20 protein-coding genes are annotated in these 25,824 nt (G+C 70.2%); 14 read left to right on the top strand and 6 right to left on the bottom strand.

Translation table 11 applies throughout. The features are described 5' to 3' along the window. Positions 1-52: 52 nt before the first annotated feature. The 4 genes from ACZ60T_RS02685 to ACZ60T_RS02670 all read right to left on the bottom strand — a co-directional run bounded on the left by ACZ60T_RS02685 (position 53) and on the right by ACZ60T_RS02670 (position 4,466). On the bottom strand, positions 53-1,054 hold the full coding sequence (locus tag ACZ60T_RS02685) for a TauD/TfdA dioxygenase family protein (RefSeq protein WP_469663823.1): 1,002 nt from the start codon (positions 1,052-1,054) through the stop codon (positions 53-55). A 90-nt stretch (positions 1,055-1,144) separates the two neighbouring features. Continuing rightward, the gene (locus ACZ60T_RS02680; RefSeq protein WP_365630388.1) at positions 1,145-1,960 is read right to left on the bottom strand and encodes an ABC transporter permease; all 816 of its coding nucleotides are present in this window, start codon (positions 1,958-1,960) and stop codon (positions 1,145-1,147) included. Beyond that, positions 1,957-2,901: an ABC transporter ATP-binding protein gene (locus tag ACZ60T_RS02675; protein WP_469663821.1), complete on the bottom strand. Its 945-nt coding sequence runs from the start codon at positions 2,899-2,901 to the stop codon at positions 1,957-1,959. Before ACZ60T_RS02675 ends, ACZ60T_RS02680 begins: the two co-directional genes overlap by 4 nt. Positions 2,902-3,101: 200 nt before the next feature. Next, the gene (locus tag ACZ60T_RS02670; protein ID WP_469663819.1) at positions 3,102-4,466 is read right to left on the bottom strand and encodes an FAD-dependent oxidoreductase; all 1,365 of its coding nucleotides are present in this window, start codon (positions 4,464-4,466) and stop codon (positions 3,102-3,104) included. A gap of 402 nt (positions 4,467-4,868) precedes the next feature. On the opposite strand from ACZ60T_RS02670, the gene ACZ60T_RS02665 reads away from it, so the two are divergent. The 10 genes from ACZ60T_RS02665 (at position 4,869) to ACZ60T_RS02620 (ending at position 18,570) form a co-directional block, all read left to right on the top strand. Next, positions 4,869-7,298: a lamin tail domain-containing protein gene (locus tag ACZ60T_RS02665; protein ID WP_469663817.1), complete on the top strand. Its 2,430-nt coding sequence runs from the start codon at positions 4,869-4,871 to the stop codon at positions 7,296-7,298. A 264-nt stretch (positions 7,299-7,562) separates the two neighbouring features. Next, positions 7,563-8,714 carry a glutathione-independent formaldehyde dehydrogenase gene (locus ACZ60T_RS02660; RefSeq protein ID WP_469664729.1) on the top strand — a complete coding sequence of 384 codons (1,152 nt, stop codon included), beginning with the start codon at positions 7,563-7,565 and terminating at the stop codon, positions 8,712-8,714. 184 nt (positions 8,715-8,898) lie between these two features. Next, positions 8,899-11,580: a SpoIIE family protein phosphatase gene (locus ACZ60T_RS02655; RefSeq protein WP_469663815.1), complete on the top strand. Its 2,682-nt coding sequence runs from the start codon at positions 8,899-8,901 to the stop codon at positions 11,578-11,580. 314 nt (positions 11,581-11,894) lie between these two features. Continuing rightward, positions 11,895-13,067 (top strand): sensor histidine kinase, encoded by a 1,173-nt coding sequence (locus tag ACZ60T_RS02650; RefSeq protein ID WP_365630655.1) that lies wholly within the window; start codon positions 11,895-11,897, stop codon positions 13,065-13,067. After that, the gene (locus ACZ60T_RS02645) at positions 13,064-13,465 is read left to right on the top strand and encodes a roadblock/LC7 domain-containing protein (protein WP_365630403.1); all 402 of its coding nucleotides are present in this window, start codon (positions 13,064-13,066) and stop codon (positions 13,463-13,465) included. The genes ACZ60T_RS02650 and ACZ60T_RS02645 overlap by 4 nt, the downstream gene beginning before the upstream one ends. 5 nt (positions 13,466-13,470) lie before the next feature. Then, entirely contained in the window at positions 13,471-13,848 is a 378-nt protein-coding gene (locus tag ACZ60T_RS02640; RefSeq protein WP_252423012.1) for a DUF742 domain-containing protein, read from the top strand. Then, positions 13,823-14,428 carry a GTP-binding protein gene (locus ACZ60T_RS02635; protein ID WP_365630408.1) on the top strand — a complete coding sequence of 202 codons (606 nt, stop codon included), beginning with the start codon at positions 13,823-13,825 and terminating at the stop codon, positions 14,426-14,428. The genes ACZ60T_RS02640 and ACZ60T_RS02635 overlap by 26 nt, the downstream gene beginning before the upstream one ends. Next, positions 14,425-15,756: a cytochrome P450 gene (locus ACZ60T_RS02630; protein ID WP_469663812.1), complete on the top strand. Its 1,332-nt coding sequence runs from the start codon at positions 14,425-14,427 to the stop codon at positions 15,754-15,756. The genes ACZ60T_RS02635 and ACZ60T_RS02630 overlap by 4 nt, the downstream gene beginning before the upstream one ends. A gap of 241 nt (positions 15,757-15,997) precedes the next feature. Beyond that, a complete protein-coding gene (locus tag ACZ60T_RS02625) occupies positions 15,998-17,227 on the top strand; it encodes a tryptophan dimethylallyltransferase family protein (RefSeq protein ID WP_469663810.1) in 1,230 nt (409 codons plus the stop codon). After that, positions 17,209-18,570 (top strand): tryptophanase, encoded by a 1,362-nt coding sequence (locus ACZ60T_RS02620; protein ID WP_365630415.1) that lies wholly within the window; start codon positions 17,209-17,211, stop codon positions 18,568-18,570. Before ACZ60T_RS02625 ends, ACZ60T_RS02620 begins: the two co-directional genes overlap by 19 nt. Positions 18,571-18,657: 87 nt before the next feature. Here the strand turns inward: ACZ60T_RS02620 and ACZ60T_RS02615 are convergent, their stop codons facing one another. Beyond that, positions 18,658-19,332, bottom strand: coding sequence for a ScbR family autoregulator-binding transcription factor (locus tag ACZ60T_RS02615; protein WP_365630418.1), 675 nt, complete (start codon positions 19,330-19,332; stop codon positions 18,658-18,660). A gap of 224 nt (positions 19,333-19,556) precedes the next feature. Between ACZ60T_RS02615 and ACZ60T_RS02610 the strand changes: the two genes are divergently transcribed. Both ACZ60T_RS02610 and ACZ60T_RS02605 read left to right on the top strand, forming a co-directional pair. Beyond that, positions 19,557-20,393: a ScbA/BarX family gamma-butyrolactone biosynthesis protein gene (locus ACZ60T_RS02610; RefSeq protein ID WP_469663807.1), complete on the top strand. Its 837-nt coding sequence runs from the start codon at positions 19,557-19,559 to the stop codon at positions 20,391-20,393. A 267-nt stretch (positions 20,394-20,660) separates the two neighbouring features. Next, positions 20,661-21,413: an HAD family hydrolase gene (locus ACZ60T_RS02605; protein WP_365630424.1), complete on the top strand. Its 753-nt coding sequence runs from the start codon at positions 20,661-20,663 to the stop codon at positions 21,411-21,413. Between the two features lie 52 nt (positions 21,414-21,465). Here ACZ60T_RS02605 and ACZ60T_RS02600 read toward each other — a convergent pair whose 3' ends face one another. Next, complete coding sequence (locus tag ACZ60T_RS02600) at positions 21,466-23,802, bottom strand: ATP-binding cassette domain-containing protein (RefSeq protein WP_469663804.1); 2,337 nt, start codon at positions 23,800-23,802, stop codon at positions 21,466-21,468. A gap of 232 nt (positions 23,803-24,034) precedes the next feature. On the opposite strand from ACZ60T_RS02600, the gene ACZ60T_RS02595 reads away from it, so the two are divergent. Further along, entirely contained in the window at positions 24,035-24,847 is an 813-nt protein-coding gene (locus tag ACZ60T_RS02595) for an SAM-dependent methyltransferase (RefSeq protein ID WP_469663802.1), read from the top strand. Between the two features lie 210 nt (positions 24,848-25,057). Next, positions 25,058-25,798 (top strand): DUF1684 domain-containing protein, encoded by a 741-nt coding sequence (locus ACZ60T_RS02590; protein WP_469663800.1) that lies wholly within the window; start codon positions 25,058-25,060, stop codon positions 25,796-25,798. Positions 25,799-25,824 lie beyond the last annotated feature (26 nt).

Below are 25,824 nucleotides of genomic sequence, written 5' to 3'. Positions count from 1 at the left end.
ATCTTGAGGCGCCATCATCGCAAGGCCACCGCCCCGCCTCCTTGCCGACCCGTCACCAGCGGCCCGGTGCCGTGCCGGTGAGCGGACGGGACGGCGTGCCGTCGACCCCCACTGGGATGTCACCGGCGAGCATGACGCGATGCATGATCCGCGGGGTGTCGGCGGTGACGAGATCGCCGGGGGCGAGATGGACGGTGGCCCGGTTGTCCCAGAAGGCGACGGACCCCGCCTCCCAGCGGAACCGGACCGTGTACTCGGGGCGCGTGGCCTGTTCCAGCAGCAGGTGGAGGAGGTGCGCGCTCTCGGCGCGTGACAGGCCGCTGATCTGCTCGACGTAGTAGCCGTTGACGAAGAGCACCCGTTCGCCCGTCTCGGGGTGCACCCGGACGAGCGGGTGTTCCGTGGCCGTCTGATGGCCGAGCAGATGCCGCAGATACGCGTCGTCGCCGGGCCGTGGCTGGTAGCCGACGCCCAGCCGGTGCTCGGCGCGCAGCCCGTCGACGAAGTCCCGCAGCGGCGCGGACAGGCCCGCGTAGGCGGCCACCAGATTCGACCACTGGGTGTCCCCGCCGTACGGCGGCACGCTCTCGGCCCGCAGGATGCTCGCCGCGGGCGGATCGATCCGGGCGCCGTGGTCGCAGTGCCAGCCCCGCAGCAGCGAGTGACGCCTGCGCCGCAGCCACTCCTCGTGGTCCATGCCGTAGCGCCCGCCCAGCTCCAGGCGGTCGGCGGTGGTCTCGATCTCGGGGAAGTCCGGCGGCGAGACGCTGCCGCGCCTGCGCGGGACGACCGGCTCGCCGAAGCGCCGCGCGATCGCGATGTGCGCGGCGTGGTCCAGGTGCTGGTCCCGGAAGAAGACGACCTTCCAGCGCAGGACCGCCTCCCGGATCGCGGCCACCACGGTGTCGGCCAGGGCGTCCGGGCGGGTCAGATCGACCCCGGAGATCTCGGCGCCGATATGGCCCGCGACGGGTCTCACCTCGACCTCGACCTCGGTGACCGCCGTACTGCCCGTAGCGCGTGTACCGCCTGTACCGCCGTGCGTCGTCGTCATATCGGCTCCGTGGGGCGCGTGCGGATCGTCCGGCAAGCTTCGCGCGTTCGCCGTCCGCGCGGAAGGTCGCATGGTGCGCGGGCCCGGTGGTCAGGCGTCCCGTCGCCTGAGCGCCACCGCGGCCCCGGCCAGGGTCGCCAGCGCGTAGCAGCAGAAGACCCCGAAGCCCACCCAGGGGGCGAGCGTGTGCGGCTGGTGCTGGATATGGACGAGGCCCTGTCCCGCCGTGCTCGGCAGGAACTGGTTGATCACGTCGAACCAGGTCGACGGCAGGGCCTCCGCGAGCACCGGAAGGATCAGCAGCGCGCCGAGGAGCGTGGCGATCGCGCCCGCGGTGTTGCGGATCAGCGCGCCGAGCGCCACCCCGATCAGACCCACGACCGTCAGATACAGCCCGGCGCCGAGCACCGCGCGCAGCACGCCCGGAGCGCCGAGGGAGGTGCCCAGCCGGTGGCCGGACAGCGCCGCCTGTCCCACCAGGAACGCCGCCAGCGAGGCGGCCGTCATCAGGACCCATACGACCGCCGAGTACACCAGCGCCTTGGCCCACAGCACGGGAAGGCGGCGCGGCACCGCGGCCAGCGAGGCGCGGATCATCCCGGTGGTGTACTCGCTGCTGACCACCAGCACCCCGAGAACGCCGACGGCCAACTGGGCCAGGAAGAAGCCCCGCAGACTGACCAGCGTCGGATCGAAGGCGAGCCGCTCCTCCGGCGGCAGATGCGGCCAGCGGTCGGCGGTGAAGTAGCTGAAGAGGAAGCCGAGGCCGATCATCGCGGCGACCGCGGCGAGCAGGGTGCAGAGCGTCGAGCGCAGCGACCGCAGCTTGATCCACTCGGAGTGGATCACCCGGAGCTGGGTGACCTCGCCCCGCTCGGCCTCGGGAATCACCGTGGCCGTCGTCATCCCGTACCGCCTTCTCCGCCCGTGCCGACGAGTTGGGCCGCCGGGGCCTGGAACTCCAGGGCGCTTCGGGTCAGTTCCATGAAGGCCTCCTCCAACGACGCCTGCTGGGGTGTCAGTTCGGCCAGGGCGACGCCGTGGTCGGCCGCGATCCGCCCGATCCGCTCGCTGCTGAGCCCGGTCACCGAGAGCACGCCGCCCTCCTGCGCGGTGACGGACACGCCGGCCCCGGTCAGCAGCCCGCGCAGCTTCTCCGCCGCGCCGGTCCGTACCCGTACCACCTCGCCCGCGGCCCGCGCGGTGAACTCCGCCACCGAGGTGTCCGCGATGAGCCGCCCCCGCCCGATCACGATCAGATGCTCGGCGGTCAGCGCCATCTCCGACATCAGATGCGAGGAGACCAGCACCGTGCGGCCCTCGGCGGCGAGCCCCTTGAGCAGATGGCGGATCCACAGGATCCCTTCCGGATCAAGGCCGTTGACGGGTTCGTCGAGCATCACCGTCGCCGGGTCGCCCAGCAGCGCGCAGGCGATGCCCAGCCGCTGTCCCATGCCCAGCGAGAACGAACCGATCCGCTTGCGGGCCACCGCGCGCAGTCCGACGAGGTCGATCACCTCCTCGATCCGGCCCGTGGAGATCCCGTGCGTCGCGGCGAGCACCCGCAGATGGTTGTAGGCGCTGCGCCCCGTGTGGACGGTACGCGCCTCGAGCATCGCCCCCACCTCGTGCAGCGGCGCCCGGTGCGCGGCGTAGCTCTTCCCGTTCACCACGGCCCGGCCCGAGGTGGGCGCGTCAAGGCCGAGGAGCATCCGCATCGTGGTCGACTTGCCCGCCCCGTTCGGCCCGAGGAACCCGGTCACGGTGCCGGGGCGCACGGTGAAGCTGAGGTCTTCGACGGCGGTGCGCTCTCCGTAGCGCTTGGTGAGGGAATGCGCTTCGATCATGGGAACGTCCTCACATCGCGCTCAGGTCGTCGCGGGGGTGGACTCCTCGGTCTCCTCCACCTTCGTACGCGTACGAGGGTCTGTCGCGCCGGACTGCTCCGGCCGCGCGCGGGCGTCCGGTGCGCACCGCGGCGAGCGCGCCGCACAGCAGAACCCGCCGACCGGAAGGCTCCGGTCGGCGGGTTCAGAGGGGTCGGCGGTCAGGCGCCGCTGGCCTTGAGCATGTCCTCGCGCTCGACGATCTTCACGCGCTCACGTCCCTGGGGCTCGCCCAGCGCCTTCTCCGCGGCGTCGAGGCGGTACCAGCCCTCCCAGGTGGTGAAACGGACGTTCCGCTCGGCGAGGAACGCGTCCACGGCCTCGGGCGCGGGGGAGACCGGGGTCTGCAGCCGCCCGGCCGCGTGGTCCGCGAGCAGGTTGGCGACCGCCTCGTTGGCGTCGCCCTTGGTGTGGCCGATCAGGCCCACGGGGCCGCGGCGGATCCAGCCGGTCACATACGTGGACGACAGGTGCTCGCCGCTCTCCTCGATGACGCGCCCGCCCTGGTCCGGCACGGTTCCCGAGGCGAGGTCCCAGGGCAGCTTGGGCAGGCTCTCGGAGAGGTAGCCCACGGCGCGGTAGACCGCGGTGACGTCCCAGTCCTTGAAGGCGCCGGTGCCCTTGACGTTGCCGGTGCCGTCGAGGGCGGTGCGCTCGGTGCGCAGGCCGACGACCTTGCCGTCCTCGCCGAGGATCTCGGCCGGGGACTCGAAGAAGTGCAGGAACAGCTTGTGCGGCCGGTCGCCGGTGTCCCGGATCGCCCAGTTCTCCAGCGTCTTGGCGACCATGTCGGCCTGCTTGTTGCCGCGCCGGGTGGCGATCGAGCCCTCGTCGTAGTCGATGTCCTCGGGGTCGACGATGACCTCGATGTTCGGGGAGTGGTCCAGCTCCCGCAGTTCCATCGGGCTGAACTTCGCCTGCGCCGGGCCGCGGCGGCCGAAGACGTGGATCTCCAGGGCCTGGTTGGCCTTGAGGCCGTCGTAGACGTTCGGCGGGATCTCGGTGGGCAGCAGTTCGTCCGCCGTCTTGGCGAGGACGCGGGCCACGTCGAGCGCGACGTTGCCGACACCGAGGACGGCGACCTTCTCGGCGGTCAGGGGCCAGGTCCGCGGCACGTCGGGGTGCCCGTCGTACCAGGAGACGAAGTCCGCCGCGCCGTAGGAGCCGTCGAGGTCGAGGCCGGGTATGTCGAGGGCCCGGTCGGCCATCGCGCCCGTGGAGAAGATCACGGCGTCGTAGAACGCGCGCAGATCGTCCAGGCTGAGATCGTTCGGGTAGTCGACGTTGCCGAACAGGCGGATCTGCGGCTTGTCCAGCACCTGGTGCAGGGCCGTGACGATGCCCTTGATCCGCGGATGGTCGGGGGCGACGCCGTACCGGATGAGGCCGAACGGGGCGGGCATCCGCTCGAAGAGATCGATGGAGACACCGGGGTCGGCGGCGGTCTCGGACTTCAGCAGCGCGTCGGCGGCGTAGATCCCGGCGGGGCCGGCTCCGACAATGGCTACCCGCAGGGGGCGGGACATGATCAGATTCCCTTCGAGCGATAACGGACAACTCGCCCGAAATTCTAAACTAAGGCAAGCCTAAGTAGATGTGCGGGTCTGCTGCATGACCCTATAAGGCCGCCGGGTGATCTCGTATTCCGGGTCCCCCTCTGTGGATGCTCTGCGGGTCCTCTGTGGCGAGGGCGGACGCGAGTGACGCCACGTCAGGCGCCGTATGCCCGCCCGCGTCACCAAGGTCCGTACTTTCGGCCAACAGTTGGGAAACGCTTGCCTTCTGACGCGCTCGGTGTCTTGTTGCCCCGTATCTACGCGCGTATCTTTGGGCCGACTTCAGGGGCGCCCCGCTTCCGGGTGACCGCCCCTCTCTCATGGTCAGCCTGCGTCTTCCTCACGTCTTGTTCCCGCAAGAAAGAGCTCCACGTGTCCTCACGCATACCCCCGGCCCTGCGCGGCAAAGGTGCCAAGGCCGTTCTCGTGGCCCTGCCCATCGGTCTCACCGGATCGCTCGTCGCGCTTCCCTTCACCGCCCAGGCGGCGCCGTCCTCGGACGCCGTCATCTCCGAGGTCTACGGCGGTGGCGGCAACTCCGGTGCCTCCCTGACCCATGACTTCATCGAGCTGGGCAACGCGGGCTCCGCGCCGCTCGACCTCGGCGGCTGGTCCGTGCAGTACCTCAGCGGCTCGCCCGGCTCCACCACCAAGTGGCAGGTGACCCCGCTCACGGGCGCCCTGCCTGCGGGCGGCAGCTACCTGGTCGCGGAGGCCAAGGGCGCCGGCGGCGACACCGCCCTGCCGACCCCCGACGCCACCGGCACCATCGCCATGTCGGCGACCGCGGGCACCGTCGCGCTGGTCCACTCCACCACCGCGCTCACCTGCCTGACCGCGGCCGACTGCGCGGCGGACGGCACGATCAAGGACCTCGTCGGGTTCGGCACCGCCGTGGTCCGCGAGGGCAGCCCCGCCACCGGGGCCGGCAACACCACCTCGGTCGCCCGCGGTGCCGCGCTCACGGACACGGACGACAACGGGGCCGACTTCACCGGCGCCACGCCCGGCCCCCGCAACTCCGCGGGCGACGGCGGCTCCACGACGCCCACGCCCACCCCGACGCCCACCGACACCACCCCGGGCGCCCTGCGGATCCACGACATCCAGGGCACCACGCGTATCTCGCCGCAGAACGGCAAGACGGTCACCAACGTGCCCGGCGTGGTCACCGCCGTGCGCAGCACCGGCTCCAAGGGGTACTGGATCGAGGACACCGCCCCGGACGCGGACCCGGCCACCAGCGAAGGCGTCTTCGTCTTCACGGGCTCCGCCACCCCGCAGGTCAAGGTCGGCGACTCGGTGCTCGTCTCGGGCAAGGTGAGCGAGTACTACCCCGGCGGTCAGAGCAGCGGCTCGCAGTCCGTCACCGAACTGACCGGCCCGCAGGCGATCGTGCTGTCCTCCGGCAACGAACTGCCGAAGGCGACGGTCGTCGACGCCTCGACGCTGCCCGACGCCTATGTGCCGCAGGCCGGGGGCGGCAGCATCGAGGGCCTGGAACTCCAGCCCGCCACCTACGCGTTGGACTGGCTGGAAGCCCACGAGGGCATGCGGGTGCAGGTCACCGACACCCGTGTGGTGGGCGCCAGCAACGACTACAACGAGACGTGGATCACCACCAAGCCCCAGCAGAACCCGACCCCGCGCGGCGGCACGGTCGTCACCGGCTACACCAACCCCAACTCCGGCCGTCTGCTGATCACTCCGCTGATCGGTGACAAGCTCAAGGCCGACGTGGGCGACACCCTCACCGGGACGACCACGGGCCCCGTGGACTACTCCAACTACGGTGGCTACACCCTCGCGGCGACCGCCCTCGGCCAGGTGAAGTCCGGCGGCATCACCCCCGAGGTGGCGAGCAAGGGCAAGTCCAACGAGGTCTCCGTCGCCACGTACAACGTCGAGAACCTCGCCCCGGGCGACGCGCAGAGCAAGTTCGACCGCCTGGCCGAGGGAGTCGTCAAGAACCTGGCCGCGCCGGACGTCGTGAGCCTGGAGGAGATCCAGGACAACAACGGCGCCACGGACGACGGCACGGTCGCGTCGGACAAGACCGTCGCCAAGTTCGTCGACGCCATCAAGGCGGCCGGCGGCCCGGCGTACGACTGGCGCTCCATCGACCCGGTCAACGACGAGGACGGCGGCCAGCCCGGCGGCAACATCCGTATCGTCTTCCTCTTCGACCCCGAGCGCGTCAGCTTCGTGGACCGTCCGGGCGGCGACTCCACCACGGCCGTCGAGGCCGTCCGCGACGGCAACAAGGGTGTGAGGCTCTCGGCCTCGCCGGGCAGGATCGACCCCACCTCGGACGCCTGGAAGAGCAGCCGCAAGCCGCTGGTCGGCGAGTTCGTCTTCCGCCAGAACCACAAGCAGTTCTTCGTCATCGGCAACCACTTCAACTCCAAGGGCGGCGACCAGCCGGTGCACGGCGCGCTCCAGCCGCCGACGCTCGGCTCCGAGGTCCAGCGCACGAAGCAGGCCGAGGAGGTCAACGGCTTCGTCGCGAGCCTCCTCGCCAAGGACGCGAAGGCCAAGGTCGTCGTCCTCGGTGACATGAACGACTACCAGTACTCCAAGCCGCTGGCCACGCTGACCTCGGGCGGTGTCCTCACCGACCTGATCAACACGCTGCCGGTGAACGAGCGGTACAGCTACGTCTACGAGGGCAACTCGCAGACCCTGGACCACATCCTGGTCTCGCCCGGCATCAAGAAGCCGGACTACGACGTCGTCCACATCAACGCCGAGTTCTCCGACCAGACGAGCGACCACGACCCGCAGGTGGTCCGCTTCAAGTAGCCGTCTCCCAGCGGCGGATCGTCCCTTCGACGGGGGACTGTGCGACGGGGGACCGTGTGGCGTTCGCGCCGCACCTGCGGTGCCGAACGGCGTGGGTTGCGACCCACGCCGTTCGGGCGTTACCTGGAAGAAGTCGGCGGTGGAGCGAGAGCACCCGGGGCCACGGCACAGCCCGCCGGGGCCGCGTCTGCCTGAATGTCCCCGCCGGAAGCGGTCCGGCTCCCACGCCGCCGTCATCGAGCGCTGGACGCGGAGGTGACCGACGTGAAAGCCGTCGTCTACGAGAAGCCCTTCCAGGTGGCCGTGCGGGACGTCGAGGAGCCGGAGGTCCAGCACCCGAACGACGCCGTCATCCGGATCACGTCGTCCGCGATCTGCGGCTCGGACCTGCACATGTACGAGGGCCGCACGGCGGCCGAGCCGGGCATCGTCTTCGGCCATGAGAACCTCGGCATCGTCGAGGAGATCGGCAGTGGTGTGACCACCCTGGTCCATGGGGACCGCGTCGTCATGCCCTTCAACGTGGCCTGCGGGTTCTGCAAGAACTGCCTTGCGGGCAAGACCGGTTACTGTCTCACGGTCAATCCGGGCTTCGCGGGCGGCGCCTACGGCTATGTGGCGATGGGTCCGTTCCCCGGTGGCCAGGCGGAGCGGCTGAGAGTGCCCTTCGCCGACTTCAACTGCCTGCGGCTGCCGCCGGGCAGGGACTTCGAGTCCGACTTCGTCCTGCTCGCCGACATCTTCCCGACCGGCTACCACGGATGTGAACTCGCCGAGGTGTCCCCGGGCGAGAGTGTCGCCGTGTACGGCGCCGGACCGGTGGGGCTGATGGCCGCCTACTCCGCGTTGCTGCGCGGCGCGGCGCAGGTCTACTGCGTCGACCGCGTGCCCGAGCGGCTCGCCAAGGCGGAGGAGATCGGCGCCGTCCCCATCGACTTCACCCAGGGCGACGCGGCCGCGCAGATCAAGGAGAAGACGCGCGGCGAGGGCACCGACAAGGGCGTGGACGCGGTCGGATACCAGGCCCAGGGGGCCGACCCGGGCCAGGAGGAGCCCGCCGTCGTCCTCAACGCGCTCGTCGAGACCGTACGGCCGACCGGCATGCTCGGCGTGCCGGGACTGTATGTGCCCGCGGACCCGGGCGCCCCCGACGAACACGCCAAGAAGGGCCAACTGCTCGTCTCCATCGGCAGGCTGTTCGAGAAGGGGCTGCGGGTGGGCACCGGCCAGTGCAACGTCAAGCGGTACAACCGCCAGTTGCGCGACCTGATCATCGCCGGACGCGCCAAGCCCGCCTTCGTGGTCTCCCATGAACTCCCGCTGGAACAGGCCCCGTCGGCGTACGAGAAGTTCGACCAGCGGATCGAGGGGTACACCAAGGTGGTGCTGCACCCCGGTCACACACCTGTGGCGTGAGGGACGGGCCCGGAGCCGTGGTGTGTCACTGATCCCCGCCCGGCCGGGCCGCACACCTGCCTCCTCCGTCCTCCCTGCCTCTCCGTCGACCGGCGCGAGCCCACCGTGTCCACTCCCGGGGGCCGGTCCCCGGTTCGTTCTCCCGACATGGCCGTGAGGGATCACCGGTGCTAGAAAGGGGCACATGGTGGACCGTTTCGCCCGGTTCCGGCGAACGCCGTTGCGGTCACTGGTCGGCAAGAGCCCACGAAGTGTCGCCGGGCAGGTGTTCCTTCTCCAGGTGGCGTTGATCCTGCTGCTCGTGGCCTGCGCCGTCTTCCTGCTCCTGCTGCAGTCCCGGCGGTCGACCAGCTCCGAGGCCAGGAACCGCGTCGTGGCCGTCGCACAGACCTTCGCGCACTCTCCGGGCGTCGTGGCGGCGCTGGGGACCACGAACCCGACGGCGGTGCTCCAGCCGGCCGCCGAGGCGGGGCGCAAGACCGCGGGCGTCGACTTCATCGTCGTCACGGACACCCACGGCATCCGCTACACCCACCCCATCACGCACCTGATCGGCAAGCCGCTCATAGGGGACATCCGTCCCGCGCTCCAGGGCAAGGCCCACACGGAGAACGTCAACGGGCCACTGGGCCGTGAGGTGCAGGCCGTCGTGCCCGTGAAGACCGCCGACGGCAAGGTGATCGGGGTCGTCGTGGCCGGGATGAAGGTCCAGAGCGTGACCGGTGAGGTGAACCGGCAGATCCCGATCATCCTGGGCACCGGGGCCGGTGCGCTCGCCCTGGCCACCGCCGGGACGGCGCTCGTGGGCAGGCGGCTGCAACGCCAGACCCACAGCCTGGCCCCGGACGAGATGACCCGGATGTACGAGCACCACGACGCGGTGCTGCACTCCGTACGCGAAGGTGTGCTCATCGTGGACGGCGACCAGCGGCTGCTCCTGGCGAACGACGAGGCCAGACGGCTCCTTGAGCTGCCCCAGGACGCCGAGGGACGGCGCGTGCCGGAGCTGCCGGGCCTCGAACCGGGCATGGCCGCGCTGCTCGACTCCGGCCGTGAGGCCAGCGACGAGGTGCACTTCTCCGGGGAGCGGCTCCTGGTGGTCAACCAGCGGCCCACGGACCGTGGCGGCGGCCCCAAGGGAACGGTGGTGACGCTGCGCGACTCCACCGAGTTGCAGACGGTGTCCGGCAGGGCACAGGTGGTGGGGGAGCGGCTCAAACTGCTGTACGACGCCAGCATGGGCATCGGGACGAGCCTCGACGTGGCCCGCACCGCGGAGGAGCTGGCGCGGGTCGCCGTACCGCGCTTCGCCGACTTCGTCAGCGTGGACCTGGCCGACGCCGTGCTGCGCGGCGAGGAGCCGACCACCAGGGCGGCGACCCTGCGGCGCATCGCCGTGTGCGGCGTCCGCGACGACTACCCCTTCTACGAGAAGGGCCGGCTGATCTCCTTCCCGTCCTACACACCCCAGGCGCGGGGCTATGCCACCGCCCACTCCGAACTGCTGGCCGATCTGACCACCACGAGTACCTGGCATGTGCAGGATGACGAGCTGGCCAGGGAGATCCTGGAGTACGGCATCCACTCGCTCATCGTGGCCCCGATCCGGGCGCGCGGTGTCCTGTTGGGGATGGCCAGCTTCTGGCGCTGCAATCAGCACGAGCCGTTCGACGAGGAGGAGCTGGCGCTGGCGGAGGAGCTGGTGGCCCGCGCCGCGGTCACCATCGACAACGCGCGCCGCTACACCCGCGAGCACGCCCTGGCGGTCACCCTCCAGCGCAGCCTGCTGCCCCGGGCCCTGCCCGAGCAGAACGCCCTCGATGTCGGCTACCGCTATCTCCCGGCCCAGTCGGGGGTGAGCGGGGACTGGTTCGACGTGACCCCGCTGTCGGGGGCCCGGGTGGCCCTGGCCGTCGGCGATGTGGTGGGCCACGGGCTGCACGCCGCGGCCACGATGGGGCGCCTGCGGACCGCGGTGCACAACTTCTCCGCGCTCGACCTGCCGCCCGACGAACTGCTCAGTCACCTGGACGACCTGGTCGGCCGCATCGACCGGGACGAGACGAGCGCGGAGACGGTCGTGGGCGCCACGTGTCTGTACGCGATCTACGACCCGGTGACCCGGCGCTGCGTCATGGCGCGTGCCGGACACCCGGAGCCCGCGCTGGTCCACCCCGACGGCCATGTCACCTTCCCCGACCTGCCGGCCGGGCCGCCGCTGGGCGTGGGCGGCATGCCCTTCGAGACGGCCGAGCTGGAACTCGCCGAGGGCACGCAACTGGTCCTCTACACCGACGGCCTCATCGAGGACCGCAGGCGCGATCTGGACGTGGGGATGGACATGCTGCGGCAGGCCCTGGCCGGGCACCCCGACCGGTCGCCGGAGGAGAGCTGCCAGGCCGTGCTGGACGAACTGCTGCCCAGCAGGCCCACGGACGACGTCGCCCTGGTCATCGCCCGCACCCGGGCGCTGCCGCCCGACCGGATCGCCAACTGGGACGTGGCACACGACCCGGCCGCCGTCGCGGGGATGCGCGAGGCGGTGTCCGGCCGACTCGAGGCGTGGGGCCTCGACGAACTCACCTTCAGCGTGGAACTCGTCCTGAGCGAACTGGTCACCAACGCCATCCGCTACGGCTCCGAGCCGATCCATGTACGGCTGATCCACGACCTCACGCTGATCTGCGAGGTCGCCGACGGCAGCAGCACCTCGCCCCATCTGCGCTACGCCGCGACGACCGACGAGGGCGGCCGTGGCCTGTTCCTGGTCTCGCAGTTGGCCAAGAGCTGGGGTACCCGGTATCTGGCCCAGGGCAAGGTGATCTGGGCGGAACTGACGCTTCCCGTACGGCCCGAGGAGGTCTGACCGGCTTGGTCCGGTGGGTCTGCGGCGGCGCGAGCGGAGGGAACGCGTCCGGTGAGTGAGGGCACGTCAGAACGTATGAACGAAGCAAGCTGATACCCCATCAGGTGACCTCGACGAGCATCGGGTTGACGGTCTGTCGCCTGTCATGGCGGTGATACGATCACCGCACTTGCCGAGCGGGCGGATGGACGTAGGAAACGGCATCCGTGACCAACGGGGCGGCTCGGGCGGTGAATTCGGTGCGGGCGACCCACCGGTTCCTCCGCATTGACGCGAAATCAGCCGCTGGCCTTCAGTCGTCTGAAGAGAGTCTTATGACGCAGTACATACAGGACCCGGCACTCTGGGCTTTCCTCGTCGGCACCCCTGCCGCCGCTGCCGTTGCTGTTCGCCAACGCAGGGCGGCGCGGAGCGCACGACGGGAAGTCGACGAGGTCAGGAACCACTACACCGAGCTGGAGAACCGGTATTCGGAATCGGTCAGGAAGGCTCAGGAGCAGGCCGAAGAGGAGACCAAGTCGGCACTCAAGTCCGCTATGCGGACGCTGCAGGGTCTTGCGGGTGAACAGCAGCTCATCATTTCGAAGTTGCAGTCCAAATACGGCGAGTCCCTCGTACTTCAGGATCTTCTCGAAATCGACCACATGAACTCGCAGTTCGGTCGGCGCGCCCAGTCCATCGCCGTGCTGTGCCAGGGCTGGGTGGGCAGGCATCGCGACGTCGCGTCGGTCTACGACGTGGTCCGCAGCGCCCAGGGCAGGATCCGCCACTTCCAGCGGGTGGAGATCCTCTCGCAGGTCGACTTCGGCATCACCAGCAGGGCGGTCGAGCCGGTCGCGCTGGCGCTCGCCGAGCTGCTCGACAACGCGACCAGCTACTCGAGCCCGGACACGATCGTCGAGATCAACGTCCGCACCGTCCCCAAGGGCATCTGCATCGTCGTCGACGACGCCGGTGTCGGTATGAACGACGAGGAGCGGGCCAGGGCCGAGAGGCTCCTGTCGAGCGAGCGTGCCTCGGGTGTCTCGGGACTCGGCAACCCTCCGCAGTTCGGCTTCGCGGTGATCGGTGTGCTCTGTGAGCGCTTCGGGTTCACGGTGTCCGTGGACTCCTCCTCCCCCTACGGAGGCGTCCGGGCGGTCCTGCTGCTGCCCGACGAGCTTCTCACCAGCATGCCGGAGCGGAAGGAGCCGGCACCGGCCGCGGTCGGTGCCGTGCCCACGTCGGCACCGACCGGACCGGAGACCTCCCTGAACCCGTCCATGACCTCCGACGGCCTTCCCAAGCGACGCCGCAAGCGGCCGATGATCCTCGTGCAGAACGACACGACGGCCACACCCTCTGCCCCCAAGCGCTCCGACGAGGACACCGCGGCGATCATGGCCGCCTTCCAACGGGGCACCCGGTCCGGCCGTACCACGGATCCGCGCACCATGGGGCAGATGAGCAACACACGCGATGCAAGCGAAGGGCATGAGATCCCGTGAACAACGATCTGTCATGGATGCTTGACAGCGCTCTGGAGCTTCCCGGAGCCCTGCACGCTGTCCTGGTCTCCGCCGACGGGCTGTTGATGGCCCGCTCCAAGGGGGTCGACAAGGACATGGGAGACACGGCTGCCGCCGCGATGAGCGGGGTGCAGTCCCTGAGCCGTTCGATCGGGTTCTTCTGCGGCGGCTCCGGCCAGCAGTGGCGCCAGACGCTGGTCGAGTTCGACGGCGGCTGGGTCTTCCTGATCTCGGCCGGCGAGGGCGCGTACCTCGCGGTCTCGGCCTCCCCCGAGGTCGACATGGGTGACATCACGTTCCGGATGCAGCAACTCGTCGGCCAGTTGGGCAAGTCGCTGACGACCCCGCCGCGCGAGAACATCGGTATGCGCCCGTGACGCCCATGACCGATCCCGACAAGCCGGAGCCCGAAGCCGCGGAATTAGTACGCCCCTACGTCATCACCAAGGGGCGCAGCCTCCCCGACGACGAGCAGTTCTCCCTCATCACCCTGGTCACGGCGACGCTGGACGACCGCCAGCGCCCGAACAGGCTGTCCCCTGAGGAACAGAACCTGCTGACGATGTGCACCGGCGGCTACCTCTCGGTCGCCGAGATCGCGGGGCACACGCGGCTGCCGCTCGGCGTGGTGAAGATCCTTCTCGCTTCCCTCGTCGAAGGCGGATATATCCTCACCCGCCCGCCGGTCGCGCGTGCCGTCCTCGCCGACCGGGAAATCCTTCAGGAGGTGCTGGATGGTCTCCGGGCCAAATTTGGATGAGACGGCCTACGTTCGCGACGGAGCCAACCAGACACCGGTGAAGATCCTGGTCGTCGGGCACTTCGCGGTGGGGAAGACCACGTTCATCGGAGCGATCTCCGAGATCCCCCCGCTCTCCACCGAGGAGACGATGACGCGGGCCGGGGAATCGGTCGACGACCTCAAGGGCGTCAACGGCAAGACCACCACCACGGTTGCCATGGACTTCGGCCGTCTGACCATCAGCGAGCGCGTCGTGCTGTATCTGTTCGGCACGCCCGGCCAGCAGCGGTTCGTGCAGATGTGGGAGGACATGGCCCGGGGCGCCCTCGGCGCGCTGGTCCTGGTCGACCCCGAGCGGCTGGCGGACTCCTTCGCCGTGATCGACCTGATAGAGCAGTACGGACTCGACTACGCCATAGCCGTCAACCACTTCGACGGTTCACCGGTACGCGAGGAGAAGGCGCTGCGCGAGGCGCTGGACCTGCTCGACGACACGCCGATCGTCGCCTGTGACGCGCGGGACGAGAAATCGTCGGCCGCGGCATTGATCACGCTCGTCCGCTTCTTGCAGGACCGAGCTCTCCAGGAGCAGATATGAACGACCATTCCACCGCACCGGTGCCACCACCGGGTTGCCCGGCCCACGGCCGAGTACCCCTGTACGGGCCGGAGTTCGCCGCCCACCCGCAGGCGTACTACGCGTACATGCGGCAGTTCGGGCCGACCGCCCCCGTCGAGCTGGCGCCCGGCGTGGACGCCACCCTCGTCACGGACTACGCGGCCGCGCTGCAACTGCTCCAGGACTCCGGTTCGTTCCGCAAGGACTCGCGCCGCTGGCGGGAGCTGAACGAAGGCAGGGTCAGCCCGGACAGCCCGGTCCTCCCGCTGCTCACGTACCGGCCCAACTGCATGTTCAGCGACGGCGCGGAGCACCTGCGGCTGCGTCAGGCCGTCACCGAGAGCTTCGCCCGGGTGGACTCGCGCCGGCTCAGCCAGAGCACCGAGCGGGTCTCCAACTACCTGATCGCCCAGTTCGCCACCCGCGGCTCGGTCGACCTCCTCAACGACTACGCCAAGCAGCTCCCGCTGTTCGTGTTCAACGAACTCTTCGGCTGCCCCGCGGACATCGGTGACCGGGTCCTCTTCGGCATCTCCGGCATCTTCGACGGCATAAACGCCGAGAAGGCCAACGAGGTGCTGTTCCAGGCCGTGAGCGAGCTGGTCTCGCTCAAGCGCGTCAAGCCCGGTGACGACGTCACCTCCTGGCTGATGCAGCATCAGGCCCGCCTGGACGACCAGGAGATGGCCCACCAGTTGGTGCTGCTCCTCGGCGCCGGAGCCGAGCCGCTGCGCAACCTCATCGGCAACACCCTGCACCGCCTTCTCACCCACGACCGGTACGCCAAGGGTGGGTTGATAGAGGAGGCCATAGACGACACGCTGTGGGAGAACCCTCCCATGTCGAACTACGCGCCCCACTACCCGGCGTCCGACGTGGAGTTCGGCGACCAGAAGGTGCCCGCGGGCGAGCTGATGCTCGTCAGCTTCGCCGCCGCCAACGCCGGTCCGGCGCTCGCCGCGTCGCGTCAAGCGGGCAGCAGCCGCGCCCACTTGGCGTGGAGCGCGGGCCCGCACGCCTGCCCGTCGAAGGAGCCCGCCCGGCTCATCACCGTCTCGGCCATCGAGAACCTGCTCAACCAGGTCCCCGACGTCGAACTCGCGGTCCCGGAGGACAGCCTGACCTGGCGCCCCGGCCCCTTCAACCGGGCCCTGGCCACCCTGCCGGTCCGCTTCACCCCGCTGGCGTCCGTACGGCAGTTGAGCCCGGCTCCCCGGGTGCAGGCGGCCACGTCCGATCGCGACAGCGTGCCGAACCGCCAGGAACGAGGACTGTGGAGCTCCTTCCTGTCCTGGTGGAAGGGGTGACCTAGCTAACAACAGCCATGCGTGGAACACCGCATGACGGGGCGTCAGGTGGGGTAGGGAGTAGCGCGGCATTCATGTTGATCATGAGTTAAAGGAGTCTTGTGCCTCACATACCCGCCGGCGCTACTTCCGCCGCGTACTCCGCGGTCACGCCCCGTCTTCGCCGACGTACCGTCCGGGAGTGCGCCTCCGTGTCCCTCGTAGGCCCCGGTAAACCCTCCGGCCGTCGCCGGGAGAAGCGGTGATCGCCTCCCGGTCCGACGGCCGGGAGACTCTCGGAGTCAAGGAGCTGGGCGGGTTCGCCGCAGACCAGTTGCTGCGGCTCTGCGAGATCGCGGGGCTGGACCGAACCGACGCAGAAACGTATGCGCGGGTTCTGATCGACGCGTTGGGTCCCGTGGCGGAGCGCTCCCTGGCTCTGCCGCCCCCCTCCCGGAGCTTCCTGTCCGACGACCACACGCCGGTGGAGTACTCCCTCTCCTTCACGCCCGGCACCGCCCCGGCGCTGCGGGTGCTCGTGGAGCCGGGGTGCGACGCCGAGAGTCTCGCGGAGAACGGCCGTATCGGCCTGAGCGTCATCCGGCGGATGGCCAAGGACTGGGGCTTCGCCACCGACAAGCTCGACCTGTTGGAAGACCTGTTCTTCCCGCCCTCCCCGCAGGGCCTCCTCGCGGTGTGGTGCGCGCTGGAGCTGCGCCCCGGCGGCGTCCCGAAGCTGAAGGTGTACCTGAACCCCTCGGCGCGCGGGGCCGACCGGGCCGCCGAGACGGTCCGTGAGGCGCTGGACCGGCTCGGCCACCGGCAGGCCTTCGACGCGCTGCCCCCGGCCGACGGCTACCCGTTCCTCGCCCTGGACCTGGGCGACTGGGAAGCCCCCCGGGTGAAGGTCTACGTCATGCACCACAGCCTGTCGGCCACGGAGGCGGGCGCCCTGGCGCGGCGGAACCCCGGCTTCGACCACGAGGCGGCGGAGTGGTTCTTCCGGAACGCGGCCGGATACGACGACGCGACCGCCGAGGACGACACCCGGCTGGCCGGGAAGCCCGCCCTCACCTGCCACTCCTTCACCCGGACCACGAGCGGCGAGCCCACCGGCTTCACCCTCCACATCCCGGTCAGGGACTACGTGCGGCACGACGGCGAGGCCCACGCGCGCTCGGTCAGCGCACTGCGCCGCCACGGCATGGACGAAGCCGCGCTCGCCCGGTCGATGACCGCCGTGACCGCGCGGTCCCCCCAGGACGGGCGCGGACTCATCGCCTATCTGGCGCTGGCCCAGGAACAGGGCCGCGCGCCGCGGGTGACCACGTACATCTCCTCCGAGGCGTACGAGGTCCCGCCGCCGGCCGTCGTGCCGTCCCCCCGGGCGGTGCCCGCCGAAGAACAGGCCGACCCCGGCCGTCAGACATCAGCCCCCCAGCAGAACACCCAGAAGCAGGAACGAGGAGCAGCGTGGAGCCGTACCGCATAAAGGTCGTCGAACCCATCGCGATCACCACCCGTGAGCAGCGCGAAGCAGCCCTGGAGCGGGTGCACCACAACCCGTTCGACCTGCGGGCCGACGAGGTCACCATCGACCTGCTGAGCGACTCGGGCACCGGCGCGCTGTCGGCCGCGCAGCTCTCCGTCGGGATGGACGGTGACGAGTCCTACGCGGGCTCCCGTTCCTTCTACCGTTTCGAGGAGACGGTGAAGGAGCTGACCGGCTTCGCGCGCATCCTGCCCGCCCACCAGGGCCGCGCCGCCGAGCGCATCCTGTTCTCGACGCTTCTCCAGGCCGGCGGCATCGTCGTGTCGAACACCCACTTCGACACCACCCGGGCCAACGTGATGCTCGCGGGCTGCCAGGCCGTCGACCTGCCCTGCCCCGAGGCCAAGAACCTGGACAGCCACGAGCCGTTCAAGGGCAACATCGACCTGGAGGCGCTGGAGCGCTACCTCGGCGCGACGGACGGCCCGAAGGTCGCCGTGGTGGTCATGACGATCACCAACAACGGCGGCGGCGGTCAGCCGGTCTCCATGGAGAACCTCCACAAGACCTCGGAGATGTGCCGGCGCTACGGCGTTCCGATGTTCCTGGACGCCGCCCGGTTCGCCGAGAACGCCTGGCTGGTGACCCGTCACGAGGCCGCCTACCGGGACCGCACCCCCCGCTCGGTCGCGGAGGAGGCGTTCCGGCTGGCCGACGGCTGTGTCATGAGCGCCAAGAAGGACGCCATCGTCCACATGGGCGGCTTCGTCGGCCTGAACGACCTCGAACTCGCCGAGAAGTGTGAACAGCTCCTCATCGCCACCGAGGGCTTCGCGACCTACGGCGGCCTCGCCGGGCGTGACCTCGACATGATCGCGCAGGGTCTGCGCGAGGTGACCGAGCCGGCCTACCTCGCGGAGCGGGAGGACGCCGCCCGCTACCTCGCGGACCGCGTCCGGGCCGCCGGGGTCGACATCCTGGAGCCTCCGGGGCTGCACGCCGTGTACCTGAACGCCGGACGACTGCTGCCGCACATCCCGGCCCACCAGTTCCCCGGCCAGGCCCTGTCCTGCCAGCTCTACCTGGAAGGCGGCATCCGCGCGGCCGAGCTGGGTTCCCTCTACCTCGGCGAGGAGGACGAGGCCGGCAACCCGATCAAGAGCGCGCCGTACGAGCTGGTCCGGCTCGCCCTGCCGCGGCGTGTCTACACGCGCAGCCACTACGACCACATCGGTGAGACCCTGGCGCGCATCGCCAAGAACGCGGAGTCCGTGCGCGGCTACCGGATCGTGGAACAGTCCCCGATCCTGCGGCACTTCCGCGCGAAGCTCCAGTCGGTGTGAACCGCTTCCGGCCGCTGAGACCACCGGCGGCCGGAGCGAGAGCGTGATGTGAGTGAGGCGGCCGGGCCACGGACCTGGCCGCCTCACTCATGCTCTGCGGGCCCGAGGGCTGTCGGTCACGCGGGCCGGGTGGCCCACCGTCACCCGGCCGCCCGCCTTGGCCAGCAGGGCCCGGGGCGCCGGATCGGCCTGGAGGCCCGGCAGAAGCAGCAGCCAGAAGTTGGCCAGCCGGTCCTCGATCAGCATGCGGTCGTCGAGGACGTCGGAGAGGGTGTGCAGCCCGAAGAACGCGGCGACCAGATTGGGGGCGTCGCGGCTGGGCTCCGCCTGGGCGGCGAGTTCTCCCGCGGCCCGCGCCTGGGCGAGCAGCCGCTCGACCGTGGTGATCCAGTCCACGAAGGGCAACGGCATCTCGATGTCGATGGACTTCCGCTCGGTCCACAGCCGGGCGCCCGCGCGGACCAGGACGTCGTCGCGGAAGGTACGGGCGACCGCGAAGCTCAGCCCCACCAGCTTCTCCAGCGCGGGGCCGGCCGTGGCGTCATGACGTGCGATCACCGCGGGCCAGGCCGAGAAATGGGCGTCCACCAGGGCCAGGGCGAGCTGTTCCTTGTTCGTGTAGTGGAAGTAGATCGCCCCGCTGGTACGCCCGGACCGTTCACTGATGTCGCTGATACTGGTCGCCGCGTATCCCCGTTCGGAGAACAGCTCGGCCGCCGCATGGAGTACCGCGTTGCGGGTTGCTTCCGCCCGATCCTGCACGTGTGTTCCCTTGTCTGTCGGTGAGTCGCGAGGAGGAATGTAGCGGCCCGGGGGTGCGAGAACGAAAACCGGGCATGCGGAAACGGCAATAGTCTTATTAGCCTTTTGCTATGGATACCGGGCAGCAAACGCGGAACGCAGGGGAATCGACGACCGCCTCCCCCCAAGCCGCCCCCGCTCCCTTTTCCGCTCTCGACCGCTCAAGGACCGTCGAGCGTGAGTGGGTGCACCGGATCTCGGTGGCCGAGGTCCTGCTGACGGATGTGCGCGCCAGCGGTCCGCTCACCTTCTGCGCCGCTGCCGCATGGACGCGTTCGCACCCCACGTTCCCTCGCGGGCGCGACGACCGGCACAGCCCCTGGATGATCGTCGAGACACTGCGCCAGCTCGGCATCTGCGTTCCGCTGCGGTATTTCGGCGTGCCGCACACGGCCCGCTTCCTGATCGGCGACCTCTCCTTCCGGCTCGACCCGGCGGCCGAGCCCAGGGCGCCGTACGGCGCGGGCGAGATCGACTGTCTCGCGACCGTCGGCGACGTCCGTACCGGCGGACGCGGCAACGCGGTGACGGGGCTGCGGATGCGGGTGGACTTCTTCGCCGACGGGCGGCTGTTCGCCCACGCCGAGGGCGGGGCGCGCTTCCTGGACGCCCGGCTCTACGACGCCCTGCGCTCCCGGGCCGCTACGGCCGTGCCGACCCGGCACCAGGGCGTACGCCCCCAACCGACCGTGCTGGGGCTCGAGTCGGCGTCGGACGTCGTCGTCTCCCAGGACGGCGACCGCGTCCTGGTGGACCCCGCCGACCCCCGCCATCCCTTCTTCTTCGACCATGGCACGGACCATGTGCCCGGGATGGCCCTGCTGGAGGCGGCCCGGCAGGCGATCGCCCTGCGCAGCGGAGGGAAGCTGCTCCGCCCTGTCTCCTGCCGTATGACGGCAGCGCGCTTCACCGAACACGCACCCCCCGCCGCCATTCACTGCTCCGTATACGGATCCCTCGCCTTCTTCCGTATGCGGCAAGGCGATACGAAGACCGCGACGGGCCTGCTGCGCTATTGCTGAGCGTCACCCACACGTGGGTATTGCGGTGGCAAATGGCCACGATCGCTCGGAGCAAGCGTAGCGTTCGTTATGTTTCTGGTTCCGGATGTGCTCGAGACCACCGCGGACCGCGGTGTGTGACCGTCATGCATGAACCGGCCATGACCGTCCTGCTCTTACGCGCTTTCCTGCGGTGAAGGCGGCTCAGCAGGCACATCGGGACCTCTGACCGGCGGATCGCGCCGCCCTTCGGCAGTTCCGTCCTGCACCAGAACGGCAGCACAGCACATGACATCCCATCGTATTTTCGACTGGACGCCACAAGCCGTCGTCTTCGATTGCGACGGCACACTGGTGGACACAGAACGGCACTGGGAACAGGCCCGCGACATCGTCCTGAGCGGCTATGGAGTCGTACCGGACGCGGAGTTCGCGGAAAGCAGCAAGGGGCTGCACTACACGGAATGCGGCGCCCTCATGGCGCGTCTCGCCGACCGCCCCGACGCCGTCGAGGACATGACCGAGCAACTCCTCGCGAGCTTCCGCGAACTCGTCGCGCAACGCCCCGTCCCGGTCGCCGGAGCACAGGATCTCGTGCGGAACCTGGCCCGGATCGCGCCGCTGGCCGTGGCGAGCAACTGCCCCGTGGACGTGGTGGAGTTCTGCCTCGAGTCCGTGGGCCTGAGACCCCACTTCCGGCACATCGTCGTGCCGGGAACGGACGTGCTTCCCAAACCGCGCCCCGACGCCTATGCCGAGGCCGCGCGCCGACTGGGCGCCGACGGCGGGGACACACTGGCGGTCGAGGACTCGGTCAACGGCCTGAAGGCCGCGGTCGGCGCGGGCCTGCGGGTGATCGGGGTCGGACGGCAGCCCAGCAAGGAAGGCCTCGCCCTCGCCGACCTCTGGGTGGACACGCTGGCCGACCCGGAGTTGGTGGCCTGGGCGAAGAGCCGCCCCGGCGCCCCCACGGCCGCCGACCAGCCGCTGGTGCCCAAGCAGAGCGGTTCGGCCGAGTCCGGCACGGAAGCCCTGCCCTGACCGGGCGGCCACGCGGGCGAGCGGAGACAGAGCCTTCTACGGGTGTTGGTCCTCACCGGCCGTCCAGGACACCCCTCAGATACGGTGCCGTCGCGCTCCCGCTCGCCCGCGCCACCTCGGCCGGGGGGCCCGCCGCGACGATCCGCCCGCCTGCGTCCCCGCCGCCGGGACCCAGGTCGATCACCCAGTCCGCACCCGCGACCACGGACATGTCGTGCTCGACCACGATCACCGTGTGCCCGGCGTCGACCAGTCCGTGCAACTGACGCATCAGGACCTCGACATCGGCCGGGTGCAGCCCGGTCGTCGGCTCATCGAGGAGGTAGAGGGTGCTGCCACGGCGCCCGCGCTGCAACTCACTGGCGAGCTTGATGCGTTGTGCCTCACCACCGGACAGCTCCGTGGCCGGCTGACCCAACCGCAGATACCCGAGGCCGACATCGAGCAGGGTGCCGAGGCTGCGGGCGATCGCCGGGGTGTCCGCGAAGAAGTCCGCCGCCGCCTCGACCGTCAGATCGAGCACCTGCGCGATGTTCCGTCCCCGGTACGTCACTTCGAGCGTGTCCGGGTTGTAGCGCGCGCCGCCGCATTCCGGGCACGGTGCGTAGGTGCTCGGCAGGAAGAGCAGCTCCACGCTGACGAACCCCTCGCCCTGACAGGTCTCACAACGCCCGCCGGACACATTGAAGGAGAACCGGCCGACGCCGTACCCCCGCTCGCGCGCCTCGTCCGTGGCCGCGAACACCTTGCGCACGACATCGAAGAGGCCCGTGTAGGTCGCGAGGTTCGAGCGCGGGGTACGGCCGATCGGCTTCTGGTCGACCGCGACCAGCCGCTCCACACCGGGCAGTTCCTCGGTGATCTCACCGATGAGCGTGGACTTCCCGGAGCCCGAGACACCGGTGACCGCCGTGAACACTCCGAGCGGGAACCGCGCCGTCACCTCGCGGAGGTTGTGCCGTGTGACGGGCCCGACGCTCAACTCACCGCGCGGCGCGCGTACTTGGCGCGCGGTGCCGGGGGAGCGGTCGAAGAGGAAGCGGGCCGTCGCCGACTCCTCGACGCCCGCCAGCTCCGCCACCGGGCCGCTGTGCAGCACGCGCCCGCCGTGCTCGCCCGCGCGCGGGCCGACATCCACCAGCCAGTCGGCGGCGCGCATCACCTCCAGTTGGTGCTCGACCACGAACACCGAGTTACCGGCGGCCTTCAGCCGCTGAAGCACCGTCAACAGCGCCTCGGTGTCGGCGGGATGGAGCCCCGCGGAGGGCTCGTCGAGGACGTACACCACCCCGAACAGCCCGGAGACCAACTGCGTGGCCAGCCGCAGCCGTTGCAGCTCGCCCGCCGACAGGGTGGGGGTGGCGCGGTCCAGGCTCAGATAGCCGAGGCCCAGTTCGAGGACCGGCGCGATACGGGAGGTGAGGTCCTCGGTGAGGACACGCGCGGTTCCCGTCGCGCCCTCCAGCGTCTGCGCCAGCGCCGCCAGCGGCAGTGCGGCCAGGTCGGCGATGGTGCGGCCCGCGAACGTCACGGCCAGCGCCTCCGGGCGCAACCGGCTGCCACCGCACGCCGGGCACGGCGCACTGGCCAGGAAGCGCTCCGCCTTCGCGCGCAGCGTCGGGCTCTTGGAGTCCGAGAACGTCTTCATCACATAGCGGCGGGCGCTCATGTACGTGCCCTGGTACGGCCGTTGGATGCGCTGGGCCTCCCGTACCGGATGGACGGTCACCACCGGCTGCTCGTCCGTGAACAGGATCCACTCCCGCTGCTCGGCGGGCAGTTCGCGCCAGGGCAGATCCACGTCGTAGTCGAGCGCGTCGAGGATGTCCCGCAGGTTCTTGCCCTGCCAGGCGCCCGGCCACGCGGCGATCGCCCCCTCCCGGATCGACAACGACGGGTCGGGCACCAGCAACTCCTCCGTCGTACGGTGCACTTGGCCCAGCCCATGGCACTCCGGGCACGCACCGGCCGCCGTGTTCGGGGAGAACGCGTCCGAGTCGAGACGCGCGGCCCCCGGCGGATAGTCACCGGCGCGGGAGAAGAGCATCCGCAGCGAGTTCGAGAGGTTCGTGACCGTGCCGACCGAGGAGCGGGACGTCGGCGTGGAGCGGCGCTGCTGGAGCGAGACGGCGGGCGGCAGTCCGGTGATCTCCCCGACCTTCGGCGCGCCCACCTGGTGGATCAGCCGCCGTGCGTACGGCGCGACCGACTCGAAGTAGCGACGCTGCGCCTCCGCGTACACGGTGCCGAACGCCAGCGACGACTTCCCGGACCCGGACACCCCCGTGAACACGGCCACGACATCCCGGGGGATGTCGACGTCGACGCCCTTGAGGTTGTGCTCCCGGGCACCGCGAACGCGGACGTACGGATCGTGGGGGCTGTGCATGACGGGAACTCCGTACGGATCGTCGACGGGGATGGGACAAACCCCGCAATTCTATGGGGTCGGGGGCGCGGACCGTCGGGCGGTGTCGCCCGAGACCGGCTGCGGTCGGCAGGCGGCTGCCGCCGGAGACTCGCCGGGGTGATCGGCAACTCCCTCTGGGAGTCGGAGAGTTGTTCGACATGGGCTACCGTGCGGGGCACAAGGTCGACCACGGTGAGGGGAGCGGGTCAGGATGTACGAGCGGCCGACGGGTCCGATGGTGCCGATCAACAGCTCGGTCGCGCATCCCGCGCGCGTCTACAACGCCTGGCTGGGCGGCAAGGACAACTACCTCGCCGACCGCGAGGCGGCCGAGCTGGCCGCCGCGGCCAACCCGGAGATCGTCCCCGCGGTCCGGGCCAACCGGGCGTTCCTGGGGCGGGCCGTCCGGCATCTGGCGGGGGAGGCCGGTATCCGGCAGTTCCTCGACATCGGCACCGGGATCCCGGCGGCCGACAACACCCACGAGGTGGCGCAGCGCGTCGACCCCGGCTCACGTGTGGTGTACGTCGACAACGACCCGATCGTCCTCGCCCATGCCCAGGCGCTGCTGGTCAGTGCCTCGGAAGGGAGCACGGACTACCTCCAGGCGGATCTGCGGGACGTGGACCGCATCCTGGCCGCCGCCGGGAAGACGCTCGACCTGTCTCAGCCCGTGGGCCTCATGCTCGTGGCGGTCCTCCAGTACGTCCCGGACGCCGACGACCCGTACGACCTCACCCGGCGCCTCCTCGACGCGCTCGCCCCCGGCAGCCACCTCGTCCTCTCCCACCCGGCGGCCGACATCGGCGCCGAGAAGGTCGCCGAGTCCATGCGCGCGTACAACGAGCGGGCCGCCGAACACGCGGGCGCCACGCCGCGTACGCACGCCGGGGTCACCCGCTTCTTCGACGGCACCGACCTCCTGGAGCCGGGCGTCGTCCAACTGCCCGAGTGGCGCCCGGAGGGCGAGGGCGCCGCGGCGCCGGGCCCGCTGCCGATGTGGTGTGGAGTCGGCCGTAAGTAGGCCCTGATCCGCCTGGCGGAGTCGGCTGGAAGCAAGCCCCGATCCGCCGGACGGCGCCGAACCGCCGTATCTGTCCAGGCGGCGCTGAGCAGGGCGGTTGGGTCATTTCATTTGACATTAGGGTGGCTTATGGAAGATAAAGGGGAGGCTTTGGCCATGTGGTCACGTTGCGTAATACACGCGGCGTGACCCGGTATCCCGTCTGCGCGAATGAGCCCTACCGTGTCCCACTCCAGCACCGACCAGCCCGCCACCGACCCCGTGGGGGAGTGGGACGCCTGGCGCGCCGAGCGCCGTCGAGCCCTCACCTCGCCCACCGGGAACCTCGCGCTGATCGAGACCCGCTGGCTCCCCGCGGGTGAGCGCCCGGACCCGGAGGCGGCCCGCGCCGGACTGGCGGACAGCGTGACCGTCACCAGCCTCCAGCGCACCGACCTGATCACCGGCGAGCCCGAGCACGGGCTGCGCTTCTGGGACGCCGACGCGCCCGCCGTCCGCCACTTCGACCACGTCGACGCCTTCCCGTACGACCCGGCCTGGGTGCTCCACGCGACGTACACGCCCGTGCCCGGCGCCCGGCGGGTGTCCTTCGAGCACATCCGGGACAACGGCGGCACCCGCGACCTCGTCGTCCCCGGTGACATCACGCTCACCCTCGACGGCCGCGACTACACCCTCAGCGCCTTCGACGACGACGGCACCCTGCTGCTCGTCTTCGGCGACCCCACCAACGGGGACACCACCTACGGCGCCGGCCGCTTCCTCTTCGTCCAGCGCACCGAGGACGACGACCGCGTCCTGCTCGACTTCAACCGCGCCTTCGTACCGCCCTGCGGGTTCTCCGATCAGTACAACTGTCCGATGCCGCCGCGGCAGAACCGCCTCCACCTGCCCGTCCAGGCCGGTGAGAAGCGCCCCGTCTTCCGCGACGGCTTCTCCGACCAGCACTGATCGTCCGTAACTCCCCGCACCGCAGC

Source organism: Streptomyces sp. NPDC104371 (assembly GCF_055583785.1).
The sequence above is the reverse complement of the archived record's forward strand: the minus strand, read 5'-3'. Positions and strand labels throughout refer to the sequence as shown.